General features: G+C 70.6%; 15 protein-coding genes and 2 tRNA genes. 11 read left to right on the top strand and 6 right to left on the bottom strand.

Annotated elements, in window-relative coordinates; translation table 11 throughout:
* Window positions 1–5: 5 nt before the first annotated feature.
* Together recF and IW248_RS25205 are read left to right on the top strand one after the other, a co-directional pair.
* On the top strand, window positions 6–1,139 hold the full coding sequence (gene recF, locus IW248_RS25210) for a DNA replication/repair protein RecF (RefSeq protein WP_196928942.1): 1,134 nt from the start codon (window positions 6–8) through the stop codon (window positions 1,137–1,139).
* Window positions 1,129–1,740 carry a DciA family protein gene (locus IW248_RS25205; RefSeq protein WP_372432729.1) on the top strand — a complete coding sequence of 204 codons (612 nt, stop codon included), beginning with the start codon at window positions 1,129–1,131 and terminating at the stop codon, window positions 1,738–1,740. The genes recF and IW248_RS25205 overlap by 11 nt, the downstream gene beginning before the upstream one ends.
* Window positions 1,741–1,749: 9 nt before the next feature.
* Here IW248_RS25205 and IW248_RS25200 read toward each other — a convergent pair whose 3' ends face one another.
* Window positions 1,750–1,977, bottom strand: a complete 228-nt coding sequence (locus IW248_RS25200) for a hypothetical protein (RefSeq protein ID WP_124816111.1) — start codon at window positions 1,975–1,977, stop codon at window positions 1,750–1,752.
* Between the two features lie 126 nt (window positions 1,978–2,103).
* On the opposite strand from IW248_RS25200, the gene IW248_RS25195 reads away from it, so the two are divergent.
* Window positions 2,104–2,595 (top strand): MarR family winged helix-turn-helix transcriptional regulator, encoded by a 492-nt coding sequence (locus IW248_RS25195; protein WP_196928941.1) that lies wholly within the window; start codon window positions 2,104–2,106, stop codon window positions 2,593–2,595.
* On the opposite strand, the gene IW248_RS25190 is transcribed toward IW248_RS25195, so the two are convergent.
* On the bottom strand, window positions 2,580–3,134 hold the full coding sequence (locus IW248_RS25190) for a hypothetical protein (RefSeq protein ID WP_196928940.1): 555 nt from the start codon (window positions 3,132–3,134) through the stop codon (window positions 2,580–2,582). The genes IW248_RS25195 and IW248_RS25190 overlap by 16 nt on opposite strands.
* 521 nt (window positions 3,135–3,655) lie before the next feature.
* Between IW248_RS25190 and gyrB the strand changes: the two genes are divergently transcribed.
* The 6 genes from gyrB (at window position 3,656) to IW248_RS25165 (ending at window position 9,691) form a co-directional block, all read left to right on the top strand.
* Window positions 3,656–5,602, top strand: a complete 1,947-nt coding sequence (gyrB, locus tag IW248_RS25185) for a DNA topoisomerase (ATP-hydrolyzing) subunit B (protein WP_196928939.1) — start codon at window positions 3,656–3,658, stop codon at window positions 5,600–5,602.
* 130 nt (window positions 5,603–5,732) lie between these two features.
* Window positions 5,733–8,255 carry a DNA gyrase subunit A gene (gene gyrA / locus IW248_RS25180; protein WP_196928938.1) on the top strand — a complete coding sequence of 841 codons (2,523 nt, stop codon included), beginning with the start codon at window positions 5,733–5,735 and terminating at the stop codon, window positions 8,253–8,255.
* A 4-nt stretch (window positions 8,256–8,259) separates the two neighbouring features.
* Entirely contained in the window at window positions 8,260–9,177 is a 918-nt protein-coding gene (locus IW248_RS25175) for a DUF3566 domain-containing protein (protein ID WP_196928937.1), read from the top strand.
* A gap of 151 nt (window positions 9,178–9,328) precedes the next feature.
* Window positions 9,329–9,402, top strand: a tRNA-Ile gene (locus IW248_RS25170).
* Window positions 9,403–9,444: 42 nt separating this feature from the next.
* Window positions 9,445–9,573, top strand: a complete 129-nt coding sequence (locus IW248_RS33225) for a DLW-39 family protein (RefSeq protein WP_209444550.1) — start codon at window positions 9,445–9,447, stop codon at window positions 9,571–9,573.
* Window positions 9,574–9,615: 42 nt separating this feature from the next.
* Window positions 9,616–9,691, top strand: a tRNA-Ala gene (locus tag IW248_RS25165).
* A gap of 101 nt (window positions 9,692–9,792) precedes the next feature.
* Here IW248_RS25165 and IW248_RS25160 read toward each other — a convergent pair.
* Both IW248_RS25160 and IW248_RS25155 read right to left on the bottom strand, forming a co-directional pair.
* Entirely contained in the window at window positions 9,793–10,173 is a 381-nt protein-coding gene (locus IW248_RS25160) for a VOC family protein (RefSeq protein ID WP_196928936.1), read from the bottom strand.
* Between the two features lie 158 nt (window positions 10,174–10,331).
* Window positions 10,332–10,952 carry a CGNR zinc finger domain-containing protein gene (locus IW248_RS25155; RefSeq protein WP_196928935.1) on the bottom strand — a complete coding sequence of 207 codons (621 nt, stop codon included), beginning with the start codon at window positions 10,950–10,952 and terminating at the stop codon, window positions 10,332–10,334.
* Window positions 10,953–11,043: 91 nt separating this feature from the next.
* On the opposite strand from IW248_RS25155, the gene IW248_RS25150 reads away from it, so the two are divergent.
* Entirely contained in the window at window positions 11,044–12,243 is a 1,200-nt protein-coding gene (locus IW248_RS25150) for an MFS transporter (protein ID WP_196928934.1), read from the top strand.
* A 50-nt stretch (window positions 12,244–12,293) separates the two neighbouring features.
* On the opposite strand, the gene IW248_RS25145 is transcribed toward IW248_RS25150, so the two are convergent.
* On the bottom strand, window positions 12,294–13,052 hold the full coding sequence (locus IW248_RS25145) for a TetR/AcrR family transcriptional regulator (RefSeq protein WP_196928933.1): 759 nt from the start codon (window positions 13,050–13,052) through the stop codon (window positions 12,294–12,296).
* Between the two features lie 109 nt (window positions 13,053–13,161).
* Between IW248_RS25145 and IW248_RS25140 the strand changes: the two genes are divergently transcribed.
* Window positions 13,162–14,361 carry a DUF418 domain-containing protein gene (locus IW248_RS25140; RefSeq protein ID WP_196928932.1) on the top strand — a complete coding sequence of 400 codons (1,200 nt, stop codon included), beginning with the start codon at window positions 13,162–13,164 and terminating at the stop codon, window positions 14,359–14,361.
* Between the two features lie 94 nt (window positions 14,362–14,455).
* Here IW248_RS25140 and IW248_RS25135 read toward each other — a convergent pair whose 3' ends face one another.
* Entirely contained in the window at window positions 14,456–18,928 is a 4,473-nt protein-coding gene (locus IW248_RS25135) for a cation-translocating P-type ATPase (protein ID WP_196928931.1), read from the bottom strand.
* Window positions 18,929–18,999: the final 71 nt, after the last annotated feature.

The following is an 18,999-nucleotide window of genomic DNA, read 5'->3' as shown; positions in this document are numbered from 1 at the left end:
AACCTGTGTATGTTCACCGGCTGGAACTTGTCGACTTCCGCTCGTACGAGCGGGTGGCCGTCGACCTCCAGCCGGGGGCGAACGTCCTGATCGGCGCCAACGGCGTCGGCAAGACCAACCTCGTCGAGGCGCTGGGCTACGTGGCGACCCTGGACTCACACCGGGTCGCCACGGACGCACCTCTGGTCCGGATGGGCGCCACCTCCGCGGTGATCCGCTGCGCGGTGGTGCACGACGGCCGCGAGCTCCTGGTCGAGCTGGAGATCGTGCCCGGCAAGGCCAATCGGGCCCGACTGGGCCGCTCACCGGCGCGGCGGGCCCGGGACGTGCTCGGGGCGCTCCGGCTGGTGCTCTTTGCCCCGGAAGATCTTGAGCTGGTCCGGGGCGACCCGTCCGAGCGCCGGCGCTACCTGGACGACCTCCTGGTCAACCGACAGCCCCGGTACGCGGGTGTGCGGGCCGACTACGAGCGGGTCGTCAAGCAACGCAACGCCCTGCTGCGCACCGCGTACCTGGCCCGCAAGACCGGTGGGTCGCGGGGCGGTGACCTCGGCACGCTCGCGGTCTGGGACACCCACCTGGCCCAGCACGGCGCGGAGTTGCTCGCCGGCCGCCTGGAGTTGGTGGCCGCGCTCACCCCGCACGTGGCCAAGGCGTACGACGCGGTGGCCGCCGGTCGGGGTGCGGCGAGCATCGCCTACCGACCCTCGATCGAGCTGGCCGAGCCGACCACCGACCGGGCCGCGCTGGCCGAGGCGCTGACGGCGGCCCTGGCCGCGTCCCGCTCCGCCGAGATCGAGCGGGGCACCACCCTGGTCGGCCCACACCGCGACGAGTTGGCCCTGAGTCTCGGCCCGCTGCCGGCCAAGGGGTACGCCAGCCACGGCGAGTCGTGGTCGTTCGCTCTCGCGCTGCGGCTGGCCGGGTACGACCTGTTGCGCGCCGACGGCATCGAGCCGGTGCTGGTGCTCGACGACGTCTTCGCGGAGTTGGACACCGGCCGCCGGGAGCGGTTGGCCGAGCTGGTGGGCGGGGCGAGTCAGCTGCTGGTCACCTGCGCGGTGGACGACGACGTGCCGGCCGCTCTGCGCGGCATCCGCTACCAGGTCGGCGAAGGGACGGTACGCCGTGTCGGATGAGCCAGGCACCAAACGACCGGCGACAGGTGACGGCCCGGCTGCGCGTACCCCGAAGGTGGCGGAGGGATCGGCGGGCGGTGAGCCGGCGGCGGCCGCCAGCGGGCCGGAGCTGGCCCGGGCGGTGCTCGACGCGGCGCTGTCCCGGCGGCAGGCGGCGGCCCGCGCGCGGCGTGCCCCCGGCGGCGGCGACGCTGCCGGCGGCTCGGGGCGGCGGTTGCGCGGTTACTCCGGCCCCGGCCCCGACCCGCGTGATCCGCAGCCACTCAGTGCCGTGCTCAACCGGCTGGTGAAGGCGCGTGGCTGGCAGCAGCCGGCGGCCGAGGCCACCGTTTTCGGCGCCTGGGAGCGGGTCGTCGGCGCGGAGGTCGCGCAGAACAGCCGCCCGGTGAAGTTGGAGAACGGCGAGCTGACCGTGGAGGCGCGCTCGACCGCCTGGGCCACCCAGCTGCGGCTGCTGGCCGGCTCGCTGCTCAAGCAGATCGCCAGCGAGGTCGGCCACAACGTGGTGCGCAAGCTGCACATTCACGGCCCGGCCGCGCCCTCCTGGGGGAAGGGCCCACGCCGGGTACGCGGGCGGGGCCCCCGCGACACGTACGGCTGAGCCGACCCCTCAGCCGCGCCGGTCGGCCTCGCGGGCTGCCCGCTTGCGTTCCCGCTGCTCCCGGGTGAAGCGCTTGCGCTCGGCCAGGTCGCGTTTCCACGCCTCGCGGGCCTCGGCCGAGCCGCCCTGGACCGCGCCCTGCACACCCTCGGCCGGGCCGGCGAGGTGCCGGAAGGCCCAGCGCATCAGTCGGCCACCCTCGCCCTGGGCCCTGGTGACCGCGCCGTCCTCGCTCATCTGCCGCCCTCTTCCCCGCGTCGCCTCGCCGGGTCTCGCCCGTCGCACGAGGGAGACCGTTGGGGCACCAATGGTTGGTGTACCAATGATCGGTACGATAGTCATCGTGCGGAGAGAGGGCAACCGATGAGCGAACGACCGGACGGCGTCGACCCGCTGGCCCTGGAGCAGCAGGTCTGTTTCGCCCTCTCGGTCGCCGCGCGCAGCGTGGTGGCCGTCTACCGCCCGCTCCTGGAACCGATGGGGCTGACCCACCCGCAGTACCTGGTGATGTTGGCGCTCTGGCAGCACGCGCCGTTGTCCGGCCGCGACCTCAGTCGCCTGCTCCAGCTCGACCCGGGCACGCTGTCACCCCTGCTCAAGCGGCTGGAAGCGGCCGGCTACCTGCGCCGGGAACGCGACAGGAGTGACGAGCGCAGCCTCGCCGTCACCCTCACCGCCAGCGGCGCGGCGCTGCGGAGTCAGGCGGAGCTGATCCCGGCCGCGATCGTGCAGCGACTCGGACTGCCCGTCGAGGACCTGCAACACCTGCACGGGGTGCTCACTCAGTTGATCACGGCTGCCGGCCGCCCCGCCGCCGCCGCGGAGGCCGACACGGCGGCTCAGGCGTCGGCGTAGACGGCGAACCCGCGCTCGGCGCAGCGCCGGTAGAACGCGGCCAGCACGCCCAGCTCGGCGCATGTGAAGTTCCACTGCGGCGGGTCACCGCTCTCGTCGCGCAGCGCGTCGAGCCGGCTCTCCAGCCAGCGCAGCTGCTGTTCGGCCAACCGACCGTCGCCGAGCAGCGAGCGCAGCACGGTGCTCACCGACTCGAAGGTGACCGCCTCGCCGTTCGCGCGGTGCGCGGCCACGAACCTCTCGATCCCGCTCGCGATCCAGGAGCAGCCGTCCGGATCGATCACCGGGTCCTCGTCCTCGGCGGCGGCGTCTGTGGCGTACAACACACCTTCGAGGCCGAGCAGCAGATCTACCAACTCGGTGTACGCGGTCGCCCGGATGGTGCCGGTCTTCGCGATGAGCTCGGCCAGCGCCGCGGTCGGCGCGGAAATGCGCGGCAGGTCGACGATCTCGCCGAAGTCGACGAACTCGGCCGGCGCGACCGGATCGTAGAAGCGGCCGGTACGCGGCCAGTGCACCGCGACGTTGTCCAGCCCCATCTGTCACCTCTTAAAGAGCACGTGTCGGGTCGATCGGGTCGATCGTCCCGGTTCCAACCGGTAAAGATCAAGGTTGGTTCCGGGGCGCCGCAAACGTACGGCACGGACGCTTTGGCCGCGACCCCCGACCCGCCCGACCGCGGGTCAACCCGTTCCGGGGCGGCGCGTGCGATGGGAGCCTGGCGTGTGGGGGGAGTCGTGGGCGACGGGGTTCTGCCGGCTACGGACTTCTCAGCCGCCTCTCTGAGGGTGCCGAGTGGTGGTTCTGTCCTCCACGCACAGTAGGATTGACAGCGAGACGAAGACCCGGTGCGGGAGTGGGACGGGGCCAGTGGCCCAGATTCATTCTCCACGTCGGGTCGAGCCGATCGCGATCCGCGGGCAACCGCGGCGACCGGCGCGTTCGACCCGCTGTCCGGAGGTCTCCGGCGCCGGTCCGCGCGCCGACGTCGCGTCCTGTCCGCCGAACCCGCGCCCGACGCGCCCCTACCGGCGCGGCTGACGCGAGAAAGTGGCCGAGGGTGGCAGCGCAGGACAAGCAGGAGTACGGCGCAGAGTCGATCACCGTTCTCGAGGGGCTGGAGGCGGTTCGCAAGCGGCCCGGTATGTACATCGGGTCCACCGGCGAGCGCGGTCTGCACCACCTCGTCTGGGAGGTCGTCGACAACGCGGTCGACGAGGCGCTGGCCGGTTACTGCGACACCATCGACGTGGTGCTGCGCGCCGACGGTGGCGTCCAGGTCACCGACAACGGCCGTGGCTTCCCGGTCGACCTCCACCCGAAGCTCAAGAAGCCGGGTGTCGAGGTCGCGCTCACCATCCTGCACGCGGGTGGCAAGTTCGACGGCAAGGCGTACGCGGTCTCCGGCGGCCTGCACGGCGTCGGCGTCTCCGTCGTGAACGCGCTCTCCACCAAGATGTTCGTCGAGATCCACAAGTCCGGCTCCGTGTGGCGGCAGCACTACACCAACTCCAAGCCGGGCCCGCTGGAGAAGGGCGAGACCACCGACCGCACCGGCTCGGCCGTCTCCTTCTGGCCCGACCCCGACGTCTTCGAGACCGTCGACTTCGACTTCCAGACCATCTACCGGCGCCTGCAGGAGATGGCCTTCCTCAACCGCGCCCTCCGCATCCACCTGCTCGACGAGCGGGTGGCCGAGGAGGAGGACGGCCGGCAACGCGAGGTCACCTTCTACTACGAGGGCGGCATCGCGGACTTCGTCCGGCACCTCAACGCCTCGAAGAGCCCGATCCACAAGACCGTGGTCGAGTTCGAGGCCGAGGAGGAGGGCATGTCACTCGAGATCGCCATGCAGTGGAACGAGTCGTACGGCGAGTCGGTCTACACCTTCGCCAACACGATCAACACCCACGAGGGCGGCACCCACGAGGAGGGCTTCCGGTCCGCGCTGACCAGCGTGGTCAACCGGTACGGCACCGACAAGAAGCTGCTCAAGGGCGACGAGAAGCTCTCCGGCGAGGACATCCGCGAAGGGCTCGCGGCGATCATCTCGGTCAAGCTGGCCAACCCGCAGTTCGAGGGCCAGACCAAGACCAAGCTGGGCAACACCCCGGTGAAGAGCTTCGTGCAGCGCGTCTGCAACGACCGGCTGGTCGACTGGTTCGACCGCAACCCGGCCGAGGCCAAGATGATCATCACGAAGGCCTCCCAGGCGGCCCGGGCCCGGATCGCCGCGCAGCAGGCGCGCAAGCTGGCCCGGCGCAAGTCGCTGCTGGAGTCCGGCTCGATGCCGGGCAAGCTGGCCGACTGCCAGTCGACCGACCCCCGCGAGTCCGAGGTGTTCATCGTCGAGGGTGACTCGGCCGGTGGCTCGGCCAAGCAGGGCCGCGACCCACGGACCCAGGCGATCCTGCCGATCCGCGGCAAGATCCTCAACGTGGAGAAGGCCCGGATCGACCGGGTTCTGAAGAACAACGAGGTCCAGGCGCTGATCACCGCGCTGGGCACCGGCATCCACGACGACTTCGACATGGAGAAGCTGCGGTACCACAAGGTGGTGCTGATGGCCGACGCGGACGTCGACGGCCAGCACATCCAGACGCTGCTGCTCACCCTGCTGTTCCGCTTCATGCGTCCGCTTGTCGAGATGGGCAACGTCTACCTGGCCGCCCCGCCGCTCTACAAGATCAAGTGGAACAAGAAGGGCGACGACGCCCAGTACGCGTACTCCGACCGCGAGCGGGACGGTCTGATCGCGCTGCGGCAGCAGAAGAAGCCGAACGCCAAGCCGGACGACATCCAGCGCTTCAAGGGCCTCGGCGAGATGAACTATCCCGAGCTGTGGGAAACCACTATGAACCCGGCGACGCGTACCCTGCGTCAGGTCACTCTCGACGACGCGGCGACCGCCGACGAGTTGTTCAGTGTGCTGATGGGTGAGGACGTCGAGGCGCGCCGGTCGTTCATTCAGCGCAACGCCAAGGACGTGCGGTTCCTGGACATCTGACGGACTGCTGCGGATCGGTCGGGCACTGCCCGGCCGATCCGGCGGTCCACAGAGTTATCCACAGCTTGGCCGGTATCCACAGCGGTTATCCACAGCACGAAAACGACTCTGAGTCTGATAAGGGTATACAGTGACCGATTCTCCCGAGTCCACACCGAACGAGCCCGAGGTTCCCACCGAGGCCATCGCCGCGGTGGTCACGCACGACCGGATCGAACCGGTCGGGCTCGAGGTGGAGATGCAGCGCTCCTACCTCGACTACGCCATGAGCGTCATCGTCGGTCGCGCGCTGCCGGACGTCCGGGACGGCCTCAAGCCGGTCCACCGCAAGATCCTCTACGCGATGTTCGACTCCGGCTACCGCCCGGACCGTGGCTACGTGAAGTGCTCCCGCGTCGTCGGTGACGTGATGGGTCAGTTCCACCCGCACGGCGACTCGTCGATCTACGACGCGCTGGTCCGGATGGCGCAGCCCTGGTCGCTGCGATACCCGCTGGTCGACGGCAACGGCAACTTCGGCTCGCCCGGTAACGATCCGGCTGCGGCCATGCGATACACCGAGTGCAAGCTCGACCCCCTCGCCATGGAGATGCTGCGGGACATCGACGAGGACACCGTCGAACTGCAGAACAACTACGACGGTCGGGCCAAGGAGCCCACGATCCTGCCGTCGCGGATTCCCAACCTGCTACTGAACGGCTCCGAGGGCATCGCGGTCGGCATGGCCACCAAGATCCCGCCGCACAACCTGCGCGAGATCGGCGCGGCGGTGCAGTGGTGCCTGGAGCACCCGGAGGAGGACGAGGAGGCCACCCTCGAGGCGTTGCTCGGCATCGTCAAGGGTCCGGACTTCCCGACCCACGGCCTGATCGTCGGCACCACCGCAATTCAGGACGCGTACCGCACGGGTCGTGGCTCGATCCGGATGCGCGCCGTGGTGGAGGTCGAGGAGGACAAGCGGGGCCGGCCATGCCTGGTCGTCAGCGAGCTGCCCTACCAGGTCAACCCGGACAACCTCGCGGAGCGGATCGCCGAGCTGATCAAGGAGGGCAAGCTCGCCGGGATCGCCGACATCCGCGACGAGTCCTCCGGGCGTACCGGCATGCGGATCGTGCTGGTGCTCAAGCGCGACGCGGTCGCGAAGGTCGTGCTGAACAACCTCTACAAGCACACCCAGCTCCAGGAGACCTTCGGCGCCAACATGCTGGCCCTCGTCGACGGGGTGCCGCGCACGCTCAACCTGGCCCAGTTCATCCGCTACTACGTCGAGCACCAGATCGACGTGATCCGCCGGCGGACCGCGTTCCGGCTGCGCAAGGCCGAGGAGCGGGCACACATCCTGCGCGGCCTGGGCAAGGCGCTGGACGCGCTGGACGAGGTGATCGCCCTGATCCGGCGCTCGCCGACGGTGGATGACGCCCGGCAGGGCCTGATCCGGCTGCTGGAGATCGACGAGATCCAGGCGACCGCGATCCTGGACATGCAGCTGCGCCGGCTCGCCGCTCTGGAGCGGCAGCGGATCGTGGACGACCTGGCCAAGCTCGAGATCGAGATCGCCGACCTCAAGGACATCCTCGCCAAGCCGGAGCGGCAGCGGCGGATCGTCTCGGAGGAGCTGGGGGAGATCGTCACCAAGTGGGGCGACGAGCGGCGGACGCAGATCATCCCGTTCGACGGCGAGGTCTCGATGGAGGACCTCATCGCCCGCGAGGACGTGGTCGTCACGATCACCCGCACCGGGTACGCCAAGCGGACCAAGGTCGACCTGTACCGCTCGCAGCGGCGCGGCGGTAAGGGCGTCAGTGGCGCCACGCTGCGGCAGGACGACATCGTCAGCCACTTCTTCGTCTGCTCGACCCACGACTGGATCTTGTTCCTCACGAACAAGGGCCGTGTCTACCGGGCCAAGGCGTACGAGTTGCCGGAGGCCAGTAGGGTAGCCAAGGGCCAACACGTGGCCAATCTGCTCGCCTTCCTACCCGACGAGCAGATAGCGCAGATCATTGAGATCCCGAACTACCAGGTAGCCCCCTATCTGGTACTGGCCACGAAGAACGGCCTGGTGAAGAAGACGCGGCTCGAGGAGTTCGACTCCAACCGTTCCGGCGGCATCATCGCGATCAACCTGCGCGATGAGGACGAGCTGGTCGGTGCTGCGCTGGTTGCGCCGGAGAACGACCTGCTGCTGGTCTCGAAGAAGGCACAGGCGATCCGGTTCAACGCCTCGGACGAGGCGTTGCGGCCGATGGGCCGGGCCACCTCGGGCGTGATCGGCATGCGCTTCACGGACGACGACGTCCTGCTCGCCATGGAAGTCGTGCGGGAAGGTTTGGACGTGCTGGTGGCCACGAACGGGGGATACGCGAAGCGGACCCCGATCGAGGAATACCCGGTGCAGGGCCGGGGAGGTAAGGGCGTGTTGACTGCAAAGATCACCGAACGGCGCGGTGGTCTGGTTGGCGCGGTGGTGATCGATCCGGACGACGAACTGTTCGCGATCACCAGCAACGGTGGTGTCATTCGGACTCCGGTGAAGCCTGTACGCCGTACGCGTGACCGGAACACAATGGGGGTCAAGCTGATGGACCTCCCGGACGGCGTGACTATCGTGGCGATTGCTCGCAATGCCGACGAGCCTGACGAACAGGACTAGTTGAATGACGGAGACACAGGCGAAGTCGGGGAACTCGGGGACCTCGGCCAACCCGGTCGACGAGGAGGCCGCCAAGGGCGGCACACCAGCGACCGGCCGCGCGGCCGTAGGCCGGGCGACGGTCCCCGCCGACGCGCCTGCCCCGAAGTTCACCAGGGCTCCGGGTATGACACCGCCGCCGGAGCAGCCTGGTGAGGACGGCGGGTCGGGCGACAAGACCGAGGCGTCCAGCGCCGAGACGCCGACGTCGTCGGTCGCCGCCAACCCTCCGGGGCCGGCGGCGGCACCCGCGGCCCGTCCGGCCACCACCCAGCCGATCGGTGTCCGGCCCGGTCAGGCGGCGTCGACCGGGTCCACCGGCACCCAGCCGCGGATCACACCGGGCATGACCCAGCCGCAGCCGGACTCGGCGCGTACCGCTTCGGCTGCCGGCCGTCCGGCCAGTGGCGGTGGCCTGCCGCCGGGGATCGGTAACGCGTCCGCCGTCGGGGCCGCCCGCGTCGGTGACGCGGTGCGTGCGGCGCGTACGTCGGTCAGTTCGGCCGCCTCCCGCGGACCGCGCCGGGCCCGGCTTAACCTGAAGCGGATCGACCCGTGGTCCGTGATGAAGTTCGCATTCGCGGTGTCGGTGGTGCTGTTCATCGTCGTGGTGGTCGCCACCTCGGTGCTGTACCTGGCGCTGGACGCGATGGGTGTGTTCCAGAGCGTCAACGAGAGCCTGAGTGACCTGGTCAACGCCGGCGGTGGGCAGAGCACCAGCGGCTTCCAGATCACCGCCAAGGGCGTGATCCTCAGCTCGGCGCTGATCGGCCTGGTCAACGTGGTGCTGTTCACCGCGCTGGCCACGCTCGGCGCGTTCGTCTACAACGTCTGCGCTGACCTGGTCGGCGGGATCGAGCTGACCCTCGCCGAGCGGGACTGAGCCACCGGGACGCCGGAGCACCGCGGAATGCGGTCGCTCCGGCGTCCCGTACTCCGGTAGGTTTTGCAGGTGGCGACGGGCCCGGCTCGTAGGCTCGGACCCCGATTTGGGGCTGGCAGAGCGGATGGGTTAATCTTGCTCGTCGCAACGCGGGGCTATAGCTCAGTCGGTTAGAGCGCAGAGCTGATAACTCTGAGGTCGATGGTTCGATTCCATCTAGCCCCACCGCAAGTCGTCCGACAGTAGTCGAGCGCGAGGGGTCGCCCCATGTTCAAGAAGCTGCTGATTCTGGCTGGCGTCGTCGGCGTAGCCGCCGTCGTGTTCAACAAGATCAAGGCGTCGAACGACGAGCGTGCCCTGTGGCACGAGGCGACCACCGCGCCCGATCTGCGCTGACGTCGGGCCCGGCGACGAGCGATCGTCGCCGCAGCCACTCAAGGGGCCCTAGCTCAACTGGCAGAGCACTGCCTTTGCAAGGCAGGGGTTAGGGGTTCGAGTCCCCTGGGCTCCACCAAGCTCCGGCGCAGGTCACGGGGCGTTTCTCCCTCCTGATTCTCGGCGGCATTCTCGGCGGCGGCGGGTGGGCGGCTGCGTCGATCGTTTGGGCGAGGGCCGTCAGAGTGGGTCGAGGCGGCGCTTGAGCAGGCAGAACTCGTTGCCTTCTGGATCGGCGAGGACGTGCCAGGACGCATCCGCAGGCTGACCGATGTCGACGAGTTTGGCCCCGGCGGCCAGGAGGCGCTCGAGTTCGGCGTCCTGATCGCGGTCGGTGGGGTTGACGTCGATGTGCAGCCGGGCATGCCCGTTCTTCGGCTCGTCGTCGCGGATGAGGAAGATCGTCGGCTGTGGGCCGCCGAACCCTTCGCGCGGGCCTATCTCGATGTAGACCCCCTCTTCGCGATCGAGCTCTCTGAAGTCGAGGATTTCGCCCCAGAACCGCGCCAGCACCTCGGGGTCGCGGCACTTGAGCACGAGCTCACCGATACGGCATACCATTGACGAAACCTGCTCTCAGCATGGGGAACTGCCAGGGCGGCCGCATGCGGATCTCATGGGATCCCCGCAGTGCGAACAAGGTCGCGATCGTATCGGGCGGGGCGAGTCAGGGGTTCGTGTCCCCTGGGCTCCACCAACACTCACTGTTGGCTCGGCGCTCACCGCGTCGCACGCGTACGTCGCGCGGCGACGTAGCGGCGGATCTTCTCGGTAGTTCCGCAGTCGTCCATGCTGCACCAGCGGCGACTGCGGTTCTTGCTCTCGTCGACGAAGATGAAGCGGCAGCCTCCGCATCCCTTGATCCGGTCCAGCGGCCCGTCGGTGAGTAGTTGGACCGCTGCGTGCGTCACTGGCCGTAGCGGCCGGGCCAGCGTCCGGTCATCCCGCCAGGCCCACCCGAACGTGCTTCCACGCTCAAGTTGTGCGTGGGCGAGCGCGTCGGCTTCGTCGTCTCGCAGTTGGGCCAGTGCACGCGCGCTCGGGCTCTCTCCGGCGGCCAGCGGTCGGAATATCTCGTCGAGGTTGTCGCGGGTGCGCTGCGCTCGCACGAAGGCGGCGTGGGCGCCGTCTGGATCGCTGCGAGACAGCCGGCGCATCGCTGCGGCCTCGGTGTCGGTGAGGGCGCCCGCGTACACGCCCCAGTCGACCAACCCTGGATAGCCGGTGAGCACGTCGTCGTCCGTGGGCCCGACGGGTGGACCGGTGCGGGTGTTGATGAAGTCCAGGGCGAGGTTGCCGCCCACCAGGTGCATCCGCCTGACGCCCTCATCTGTTTCCATCAAAGCCGACTTTACCAGTTGACCCTGCGCCGAGGCATCACTAGCTTGTTTCTGGCATACATCTTTTAGCCGGTAACAGTGGGAGTGTCGGATGGACCGCAGACGGGCAGTGGGCGCGCTGATCGGCCTCGCCGGGGGGACGTTCCTCTACACCACCGCCGAGGCGCTGCCGATCGGCCTGCTGCTCCCGATGGCCACGGACCTGGCCGTCTCACCGTCGCAAGTGGGCATGCTCGTCACCGCGTACGGGGCGGTGGTCGTCGTCGCCTCGATCCCGTTGACGGTGCTGGCCAGGAAGGTCCCTCGGCGGCGACTCCTGTCGGTGCTCCTGGCCGGCTTCGTCGTCAGCACCGCGACGACGGTGTTCGCGAGCACGTTCCCGCTGCTGCTGGCGACCAGGATGGCAACTGCGGCGACCCATGCGTTGTTCTGGGCGGTGGTGGTCCCGGCCGCAGCTGAGCTGTTCCGACCCGCACTGCGCGGGCGGGTGGTCGCGATCGTGTTCGCCGGCGGCAACGTCGCCCTGCTCCTGGGAGTGCCCGTGGGCACCTGGCTGGGCGAACGGGCCGGCTGGCGCATGTCGTTCCTGGCGGTGGCCGGGCTCGGCGCGGTTGTGCTCGTCGCGGTGGCCTCGCTGCTGCCCTCGACTCCGCCCGGCCAGGGACATGCCGCTCGGGGCGCGACGCCCGACATCTACCGCTTCTGGCTGCTGGTCGCGGTGGCCGTCCTGGCGACCGCCGGCGCCATCGCCGCCTACACCTACGTCGCTCTCTTCGTGACCGAGGTCAGCGGGTTCGCCGCCTCGTCGGTCGGGGCCATCCTGCTGGCGCGCGGTGTCGCCAGCGTGCTCGGGATCCTCGCCGTCGGAGCGGTGGTGGACCGCAGCCCGTGGCTCGCCCTGGTCACGACAGTCGCGTTGCAGTCGGTGGCTCTGCTCGGGTTGTACGCGCTCGGCCACCGGCCGTACGTGGCCGTCGGCCTGCTCGCTCTGGCCGGACTGGCGTTCGCGGCGTTCACCGCGGCGCTCGGAGGCGTCGTGTTGCAGGTGGCGCCCGGGCGTTCCGACATCGCAGCAGCCACCGTCTCCGCCGCTGTCAACGTCGGCATCACCGGCGGCGCCCTGGTCGCCGGGTTCGCGTTACCGAGCCACGGTGTGCACAGCACGGTGCTGATCGGAGCCCTGCTGGGCATCGTCGCTCTGATGGTCGTCGCCGGCGGCCGCATCCGGCGGGGCGTCCTCCCGGAACGCCCGGTCGGCGCCCTTGTCGCGGCCAATTCCGAGCGCCGCTGACCATCGCGCCTGTCAATGATCGCCGCCGCAGGGGTGGTGACGGGGCGGGTTCAGGGGTCGGAGCGCGCGATCCGGACGGCGATGCCGTCGAGGATCAGCTCCAGCCCGAGTGTGAAGTCCGCGTCGGCGATCGCCTCGTCGGGGGTGTCGGACGGTGGCGACTCGAACAGCGTCGAGGAGAACAGCCGGGCCGTCTCGGGGAAGCGGTCGGGATTGACCAGTCGCGCCAGCGCTCGGCCGTAGTCGCGTTCGGCATCGGCCTGGCCCTGGCCTTCGGCTCTGCCCTCGGCGAGTTCGCTGTACTGCCGTACCGACTGCACCACGTAGCCGCTGATCAGTGACAGGGCACCGATCTTGTGCGCCCAGTCCAGGAGAGTGCCGGACATGATCGCCAGCGCGGCCTCCATCCAGGCGATCTGGTGCGGCCCGGAGGGCGGTCCGGCGGCGGGCACGCGCGTCAGCCACGGCCGACGCTGAAGCACCGCGCGGTGCGCGAATGCCCAGCTACGCAGTCCTTCCCGCCAGTCGGTGGTGTCGATGTCCGGGGGTGGGCCCAGTGCGGCGTCGGCCATGAGGGTGAGCAGCTCGTCCTTGGAGCCGACGTGCCGGTAGAGCGACATGCTCGTGAAGCCGAGGCTCTTGGCGACCTTCGGAAGCGTCACGCCGTCGAGCCCGTCCCGATCGGCGATCCCCACCGCTGCGGTGACGACCACGTTGACGTCGAGGGACGCGGGCCGCCCGAGACGCGACGACTCCGACATTCCCCACAGCCGGCGCAGTGGCGCCGGAACGAAATCGTCGCTGGTCATGGGCTCCCACGTTCGCCCCGGAAGGTTACGTCCACATCATGACAGACAGGATTAGTATACGAGTGATACTTTCTCTCTGAAACTAAAGCCGAATCACGGGGAGACGACCATGAGCATTGACACTGCACCGCGGACAGCGAGAGGGCCGGTGCTGCGCACCGAGCGTGCCCTCGCGCCCGACCTGGCCCGGGGAGCGATGCTGCTGATCATTGCGCTGGCCAACGTCGCCGGAGTCGTCTTCGCCGGTGAGCCGGGGCTCGACGCCACGCCGGAAGGCGTCGACCGCGGCCTCAACTTCCTGCTCTTCGAACTCGTCCACGCCCGCGGTTATCCGGTCTTCGCCGTGATGTTCGGCTACGGGCTCGTCCAGCTCGCCCGCCGCCAGGACGCCTCCGGTGCCACCCCGAAGCAGGTCCGCTCCGTGCTGTTGCGTCGTAATCTTTGGCTCGTCGTGTTCGGGTTCGCGCACGCCGCGCTGCTGTACTACGGCGACTTCCTCGGCGCGTACGGGATCGTCGGGATCGCGATGACCCTGTTGCTACTCCGCCGCGGCGACAGGTTCCACCGCATCGTGCTGGTGCTCTGGGCGCTGTCGGCGGTCGAGATACTGGTCATCGGCGCCATGGTGGTGAGCGGCATCCTCGGCGGGTCGGGCGGGTCGGCACCGCTGCCGTCGGGCCACGTCGACTCGCTCGCCGCGCCCGATTACGTCGCGTCCATGCTGGATCGCCTCGGCGAATGGCCGGTGCACACGCTGACCGTCGTGCCCTTCATCATGATCGCCTGGCTGGGCATGTGGGCCGCTCGCCGCCGTGTCCTCGAAGAGCCGGCCCGGCACCGGACCCTGCTCACGTGGACCGCCACCCTCGGTCTCGGTGTCGCAGTCGCCGGCGGCCTCCCGGCAGCCCTGGTCAGTGCCGGATGGCTGCACGTCGACGAGTCGGCCGCCAGTATGATGCTGCTGCTCCACGGGGCCAGCGGCATGTTCGCCGGACCGGGTTACGTGGCCGTCTTCGGCCTGATCGCCATGCGAGCCAACCGATCCGGTCCCGTCGTCGGCGCTCTCTCCGCACTGGGTCAGCGTTCCCTGTCGGGATACCTGTTCCAGTCCGTGGCCTGGCTCGTCCTCCTGGCGCCCTTCACGCTCGCCCTCGGCGACCGGTTCGGCAGCCCCACGGTGACCGGTCTGATCATCGCGGTGGCCGTCTGGCTCACCACCGTCCTGATCGCCCGTCAGCTCGACAAGCGCAAGCAGCCCGGCCCTGCCGAGATCGTCCTGCGCCGCCTGACCTACCGGCCACGGACCTGATCGCCGCCGCATGAAGCCGCCTCGGTGCTGGTGGGTCGGTGGACCACCAGCATCGAGGAATCGGCTTTCCACGGCACGCCGGTGGCGCGTCCGGTCAGTCGGCGGAACCACCGTCCGCCGCAGGCTCGGCACCGGATCCGGTCCGGTTGGGGCGGGCCTCCGGGAGACGTTCCACCAGCTTCGTGAGCGCGCCGTTGGCGAAGGTCGCGCCGAGCGCCGAACCGGCCCCGATGGTCCAACCCACCGGCCCGAGCGGGGTGCAGCCGAAGAACTGGCTCACCCCCGGCGTCTGCACCACCACGACGAGCACGCCCAGTGACGCCGCCGTGGAGGCCAGCACGGCCGGGCTGGTGCCACCGGCCAGGATGGTCTGCCCGAGTTGGGTGCCGACCAGGGACACCAGGGCGACGGTGCCGGCCCGCTGGCGGCGTCCGGTGTAGCGGGCCAACGTCCAGCCCACGGTCGCGCCCAGCGTGGTGGCTGCCGCCCTAAGCCCGATCTCCCTGGTGAGGCTCTCGCCGAGCGCCGTGTCCGGGCCTTCCCGGAGCAGCGCGTCGGTGCGGTCCGACGCGGGCGGTCGGACCGCGATGGCCAGCGCCGGTGCCAGGTCGGTGAGCAGGTTGACCAGCAGCAGTTGTCGTCCGGTGAGCGCGGACCGGCCGGTCGCCGCGGCGGTGAGCACGCTGAACGCGATCTCGCCGAGGTTGCCGCCGACCAGGATGCTGAGCGCGTGCCGTACCGACGACCACATCGCCCGCCCTTCGATCAGGGTCGCGATGATGGTTTCCAGCCGGTCGTCGGTGACCACCAGGTCGGCTGCGGCGCGGGCGGCCGGGGTGCCCCGTTGGCCGAGGGCGATGCCGACGTCGGCCAGCCGGATCGCCGGGGCGTCGTTGGCGCCGTCGCCGGTCATCGCCACGGTCCGCCCGCACTTCTGCAACGCCTGGATGATCCGCACCTTGTGGGCGGGGGTGCACCGGGCCACGACGTCGGTGTTGGCCAACCGCTCGGCGAGCGCGTCGTCGTCCAGTTGGTCGAGTTCAGCGGCGGTGACCACCCGCTGTTCGTCGTGCTCGCTGATGGTGGCGGCGATCGCCTCGGCGGTGGCCGGATGATCACCGGTGATCATGATGGTGTGCACACCGGCCTGCCGGATCCGGCGTACCGCCGGGGCGGCGCTCTCCCGCACACCGTCCGCGAGGGCCAGGAAGCCCACGAAGGTGAGCCCTCGAACGTCGGAGTCGGTCACCGTCGGGTCGTTCACCTGGCACTCCGCGACGGCCAGGATCCGGTTTCCCGCACCGGCCCGGTCGGCCAGCATCCGCTCCAGCTCGGCACGGCCGGCGTCGTCCAGCGGCTCCTGACGACCGTCCGTGCGTCGGGACGAACAGCGCGGCAGCACCGTCTCCGGAGCACCCTTGACGCTCAACAACAGGTGACCGTCGGTCTGTCCGATGCTCGCGTGGTAGCCGCGGGACGGCTCGAACGGCAGCCCCCCGGCAGCCCGCCACCCGGCGGCACCGGTCTGCTCCACCACACCGGCCTCCCCGGCGCCCCGCCGTACCGCCCGGTCGGTCTGCAACGCCAACTCCTCCGGATTCTTCGCGGCGGGAGTGGCCCGCAGCGCCGCGGCCAACGTCATCCGGAGTCGGTCGTCCAACCGGTCCACCGGGGCGTACCTGTCACCCACGCCGTCACCGACCCCGGCGAGCAGCAACTTGCCCTCGGTGAGGGTGCCGGTCTTGTCGAAACAGAGCACATCCACCCGGCCCAGCGCCTCGATCGTGCGCGGGTTGCGGACCAACGCGCCGTGCTCGGCCAGCCGCCGGGCCGCGGCCAGCTGCGCCGCGCTGACCAGGAACGGCAGCCCCTCCGGCACCGACGCCACGGCGAGGTTCGCGGCGGTCGCCGCCGTTTCGGCCAGGGGTACGCCTCGAAGCAGGCCAGCGCCGGCCACCGCCACCGCCGAGCCGGCCGCCAACGGGATGGCGGCGCTGGTCAACGCGCCGAGTCGTGCCTCCACCCCACTGGCCGGGGGTGCCTGCCGTACCAGGGCCAGGCTGCGCCCGGCCTCGGTGTCGTTGCCGGTCGCCACCACCACGGCGGTGCCGTGCCCGGCGGCGACGGTGGTGCCCTCGTAGAGCATCGAGTGTCGGTCGGCGATGGCGGCGGCCACCACCGGTCGGTTGGATTTGGCGACCGGCAACGACTCGCCGGTCAGCGACGACTCGTCGGCCTCCAGGCCCACCGACTCGAGCACCCGGCAGTCGGCGGGTACCGAGTCACCCGGTTCGAGGGTGATGACGTCCCCGAGGACCAGGTCTTCGGCGGCGAGAACCTGCTCGGCGCCGTCCCGGCGGGCCCGTGCGGTCACCGCCGACCGTGACAGCAGCTCCGCCAGCGACCGTTCCGTGTTGCGCTCGTGCACCGCCCCGATCAGGGCGGACCCACCGACCACGCTGCCCACCAGTGCGGCGTCGACAAGTGAGCCGAACGATGCGGAGAGCACCGCCCCGGCGGCCAGCACCGGCGTGAGCGGGTTGGACAACTCGTCCACGAAGGCGCGCAGCAGCCCACCGCTTCCGGGTGCGGCGCCGCCGTTGTCATCGGAGCCGTGGCGTCGGCGCTGCGCTTCGGTGCTGGCCAGGCCGTCCGGGGTGGAGCGCAGGTGGTCGAGGACGGTGCCGACGGGCATGAGGTGCCAGGCGGTTGCCACGGGTGCCGGAGTGTCCGACTGGTCGTGCAACCGGCGGGCCTGCCAGACCCCGTTGGCGAAGGCCAACCCGGCGGCGCCGTTGACCGCGACGAGCGCCCGATGTGGCAGCTGGGGCGGTGGGGCCGTGAACGCGCCCAGCGCCCCGAGGCCGGTGCCGGCCATGGCCAGCCGGATGTTCTGCTGGGCCGTTCGCCGGGCCACCCCGGTCGCCTCGATCACCAGCGCCACCACCCGCAGGTCGGCACCGACAAGCAGGTGCGCGCCCCACGGCGGCAACTCCTCCGGCGCGGCGAACCCGAGACCGCAGTCGGACGCGCCGAGTGCCTTCCGGTCCGCGGAAACCAGCATCACCACCGCGCCGTCGCGCTGCAACGCGCGTACCGACTCGGCCAACTGGTCCCCGCCGGGAAGCATCGCGTCGGCGAAGCCGTACCGCTGCTCGTCGCCGCCGGCGACGACCAGTCGCAGGCCCGCGTGTCGGGCGGCGGAGGGCAGGCCGTCGACGCCGGGCGCGGGTTCCGGCTCGACCCGCAACAGTGCGGCGAGCCGGTCGCCGTGGGCGAGGCCGAGGAGTTGGCCCCCGGCGGAGCGCAGCCGGGCCGCGTCGGGGATGTCGTCCGGGTCGTGCACGGACATCTGGTCCAGCGGCCCGAGCCGCCAGCCGTCCGCAGCGCGGGAACCGCTCGGGTCGTCCGGGTCGAACAACGCGAAGGCCCGCTCGGCCACCTGGTCGACGTCCGCGTCGGACGCCGGCGCCAGATCGGCCAGTATGCCCCGGTCCGAGCCGAGCACCGCGGCGTCGAGCACGAGTGTGTCGATCCGGTCCAGTTCGCGCAGCACACTGCGGTCCATCGCGATCACCCCGCGCCGGGCCAGCATCCGGCCGAGCTGGGCCGCGTACCCCTCGCGGCCGCTGCCGGGCGCCTTGGGTAGCGCGGACAGGCCCAGCGCGGCGGCCCGCTTCGGCCCGGCGAACGGCACTGCCGCCGCACCGGCGGCCGCGCCCGCGGCGAGCATGCGGTTGATGTACCGCTCGACCGGGCCGTCCGGCTTCGGCCGGGGGCGTTCGACCACCGGCCAGCGGGCGGTGGCGCGTTCCGCGTCGCCGGTCAGTCGCGGCTCGGCCCGCTCCCAGGCGGCGAGTTGGGCCCGCGCCTCACCCCACTGCACCACCCGCTGCGCGCCGTCCAGGACGATTCCCGTCCAACGGCCGGTCAGGCCCTGCACCACCGCCTCGGCCAGTGGAAACAGGATGTCGGCGCGGGGGTCGGAGCGCAGTCGTTTGCCGATGAACTCGTGCAGTTTCGGCTGGAGGTCCACTGCGGAGAGCAGGCCGGCCACCTCGCCGGGCAGCGGCGCGAACGGCAGGATCCGGGTGGCCGCCGAGATGGTCAGGCCCAGGGCGTCCGAGGCGAGCGCGCCGAGGGTTCGCGGGGTTCGCGGCCCCTCCTCCGGTGGGTGCGGCGGTGGGATCTCCGGATCGGGTTCGTGATCGCAGGTCCGCTCGACCCGGTCGATCGTGGCGATCAGGTCGCGCAACGTCGGCTCGGGGGTCTGGACGGCGACCACCACCCGGCCGGAGGGAGCGTTGACCCGGGCCCAGGCGACCCCGGGCAGCCGCTCCAGCGCACCCTCCACCTGACGGGCCAGCCGGTTCCCGCCGTCCTGGCAGACACCGTGCACCTCGATGTGGTGCCGGCCCGGTCGGGACCAGACCCGACGCCGCGCCAGCCCGGCCGTCCGGGCCAGCCGGGTCGCGGCCGAGCTGACCGTCCGGGACGCCTCGCCGACCAGGTGCGGCACGCCGAACGACGGCAGGATGCGGCCGGCAGCGCGACCCGCCGCCGTCATCGAGGCGTACGGCTGGACGGACGCCGGCCCGGCTCCCTGTTGCCGATGGTCCTGACCTTGCCCATGTCGTC

This window comes from Micromonospora ureilytica, assembly GCF_015751765.1.
GTDB classification, from domain to species: domain Bacteria; phylum Actinomycetota; class Actinomycetes; order Mycobacteriales; family Micromonosporaceae; genus Micromonospora; species Micromonospora ureilytica.
This window is presented reverse-complemented; position numbering and strand designations above follow the sequence as displayed.

What these genes read in the sequence shown, in the direction of transcription:
- IW248_RS25200 (WP_124816111.1), bottom strand. Translation starts at nt 1,977, where the DNA reads ATGAGCGAGGACGGCGCGGTCACCAGGGCCCAGGGCGAGGGTGGCCGA.
- IW248_RS25195 (WP_196928941.1), top strand. Translation starts at nt 2,104, where the DNA reads ATGAGCGAACGACCGGACGGCGTCGACCCGCTGGCCCTGGAGCAGCAG.
- IW248_RS25190 (WP_196928940.1), bottom strand. Translation starts at nt 3,134, where the DNA reads ATGGGGCTGGACAACGTCGCGGTGCACTGGCCGCGTACCGGCCGCTTC.
- IW248_RS25175 (WP_196928937.1), top strand. Translation starts at nt 8,260, where the DNA reads ATGACGGAGACACAGGCGAAGTCGGGGAACTCGGGGACCTCGGCCAAC.
- IW248_RS33225 (WP_209444550.1), top strand. Translation starts at nt 9,445, where the DNA reads ATGTTCAAGAAGCTGCTGATTCTGGCTGGCGTCGTCGGCGTAGCCGCC.
- IW248_RS25160 (WP_196928936.1), bottom strand. Translation starts at nt 10,173, where the DNA reads ATGGTATGCCGTATCGGTGAGCTCGTGCTCAAGTGCCGCGACCCCGAG.
- IW248_RS25155 (WP_196928935.1), bottom strand. Translation starts at nt 10,952, where the DNA reads ATGGAAACAGATGAGGGCGTCAGGCGGATGCACCTGGTGGGCGGCAAC.
- IW248_RS25150 (WP_196928934.1), top strand. Translation starts at nt 11,044, where the DNA reads ATGGACCGCAGACGGGCAGTGGGCGCGCTGATCGGCCTCGCCGGGGGG.
- IW248_RS25145 (WP_196928933.1), bottom strand. Translation starts at nt 13,052, where the DNA reads ATGACCAGCGACGATTTCGTTCCGGCGCCACTGCGCCGGCTGTGGGGA.
- IW248_RS25140 (WP_196928932.1), top strand. Translation starts at nt 13,162, where the DNA reads ATGAGCATTGACACTGCACCGCGGACAGCGAGAGGGCCGGTGCTGCGC.
- IW248_RS25135 (WP_196928931.1), bottom strand. Translation starts at nt 18,928, where the DNA reads ATGACGGCGGCGGGTCGCGCTGCCGGCCGCATCCTGCCGTCGTTCGGC.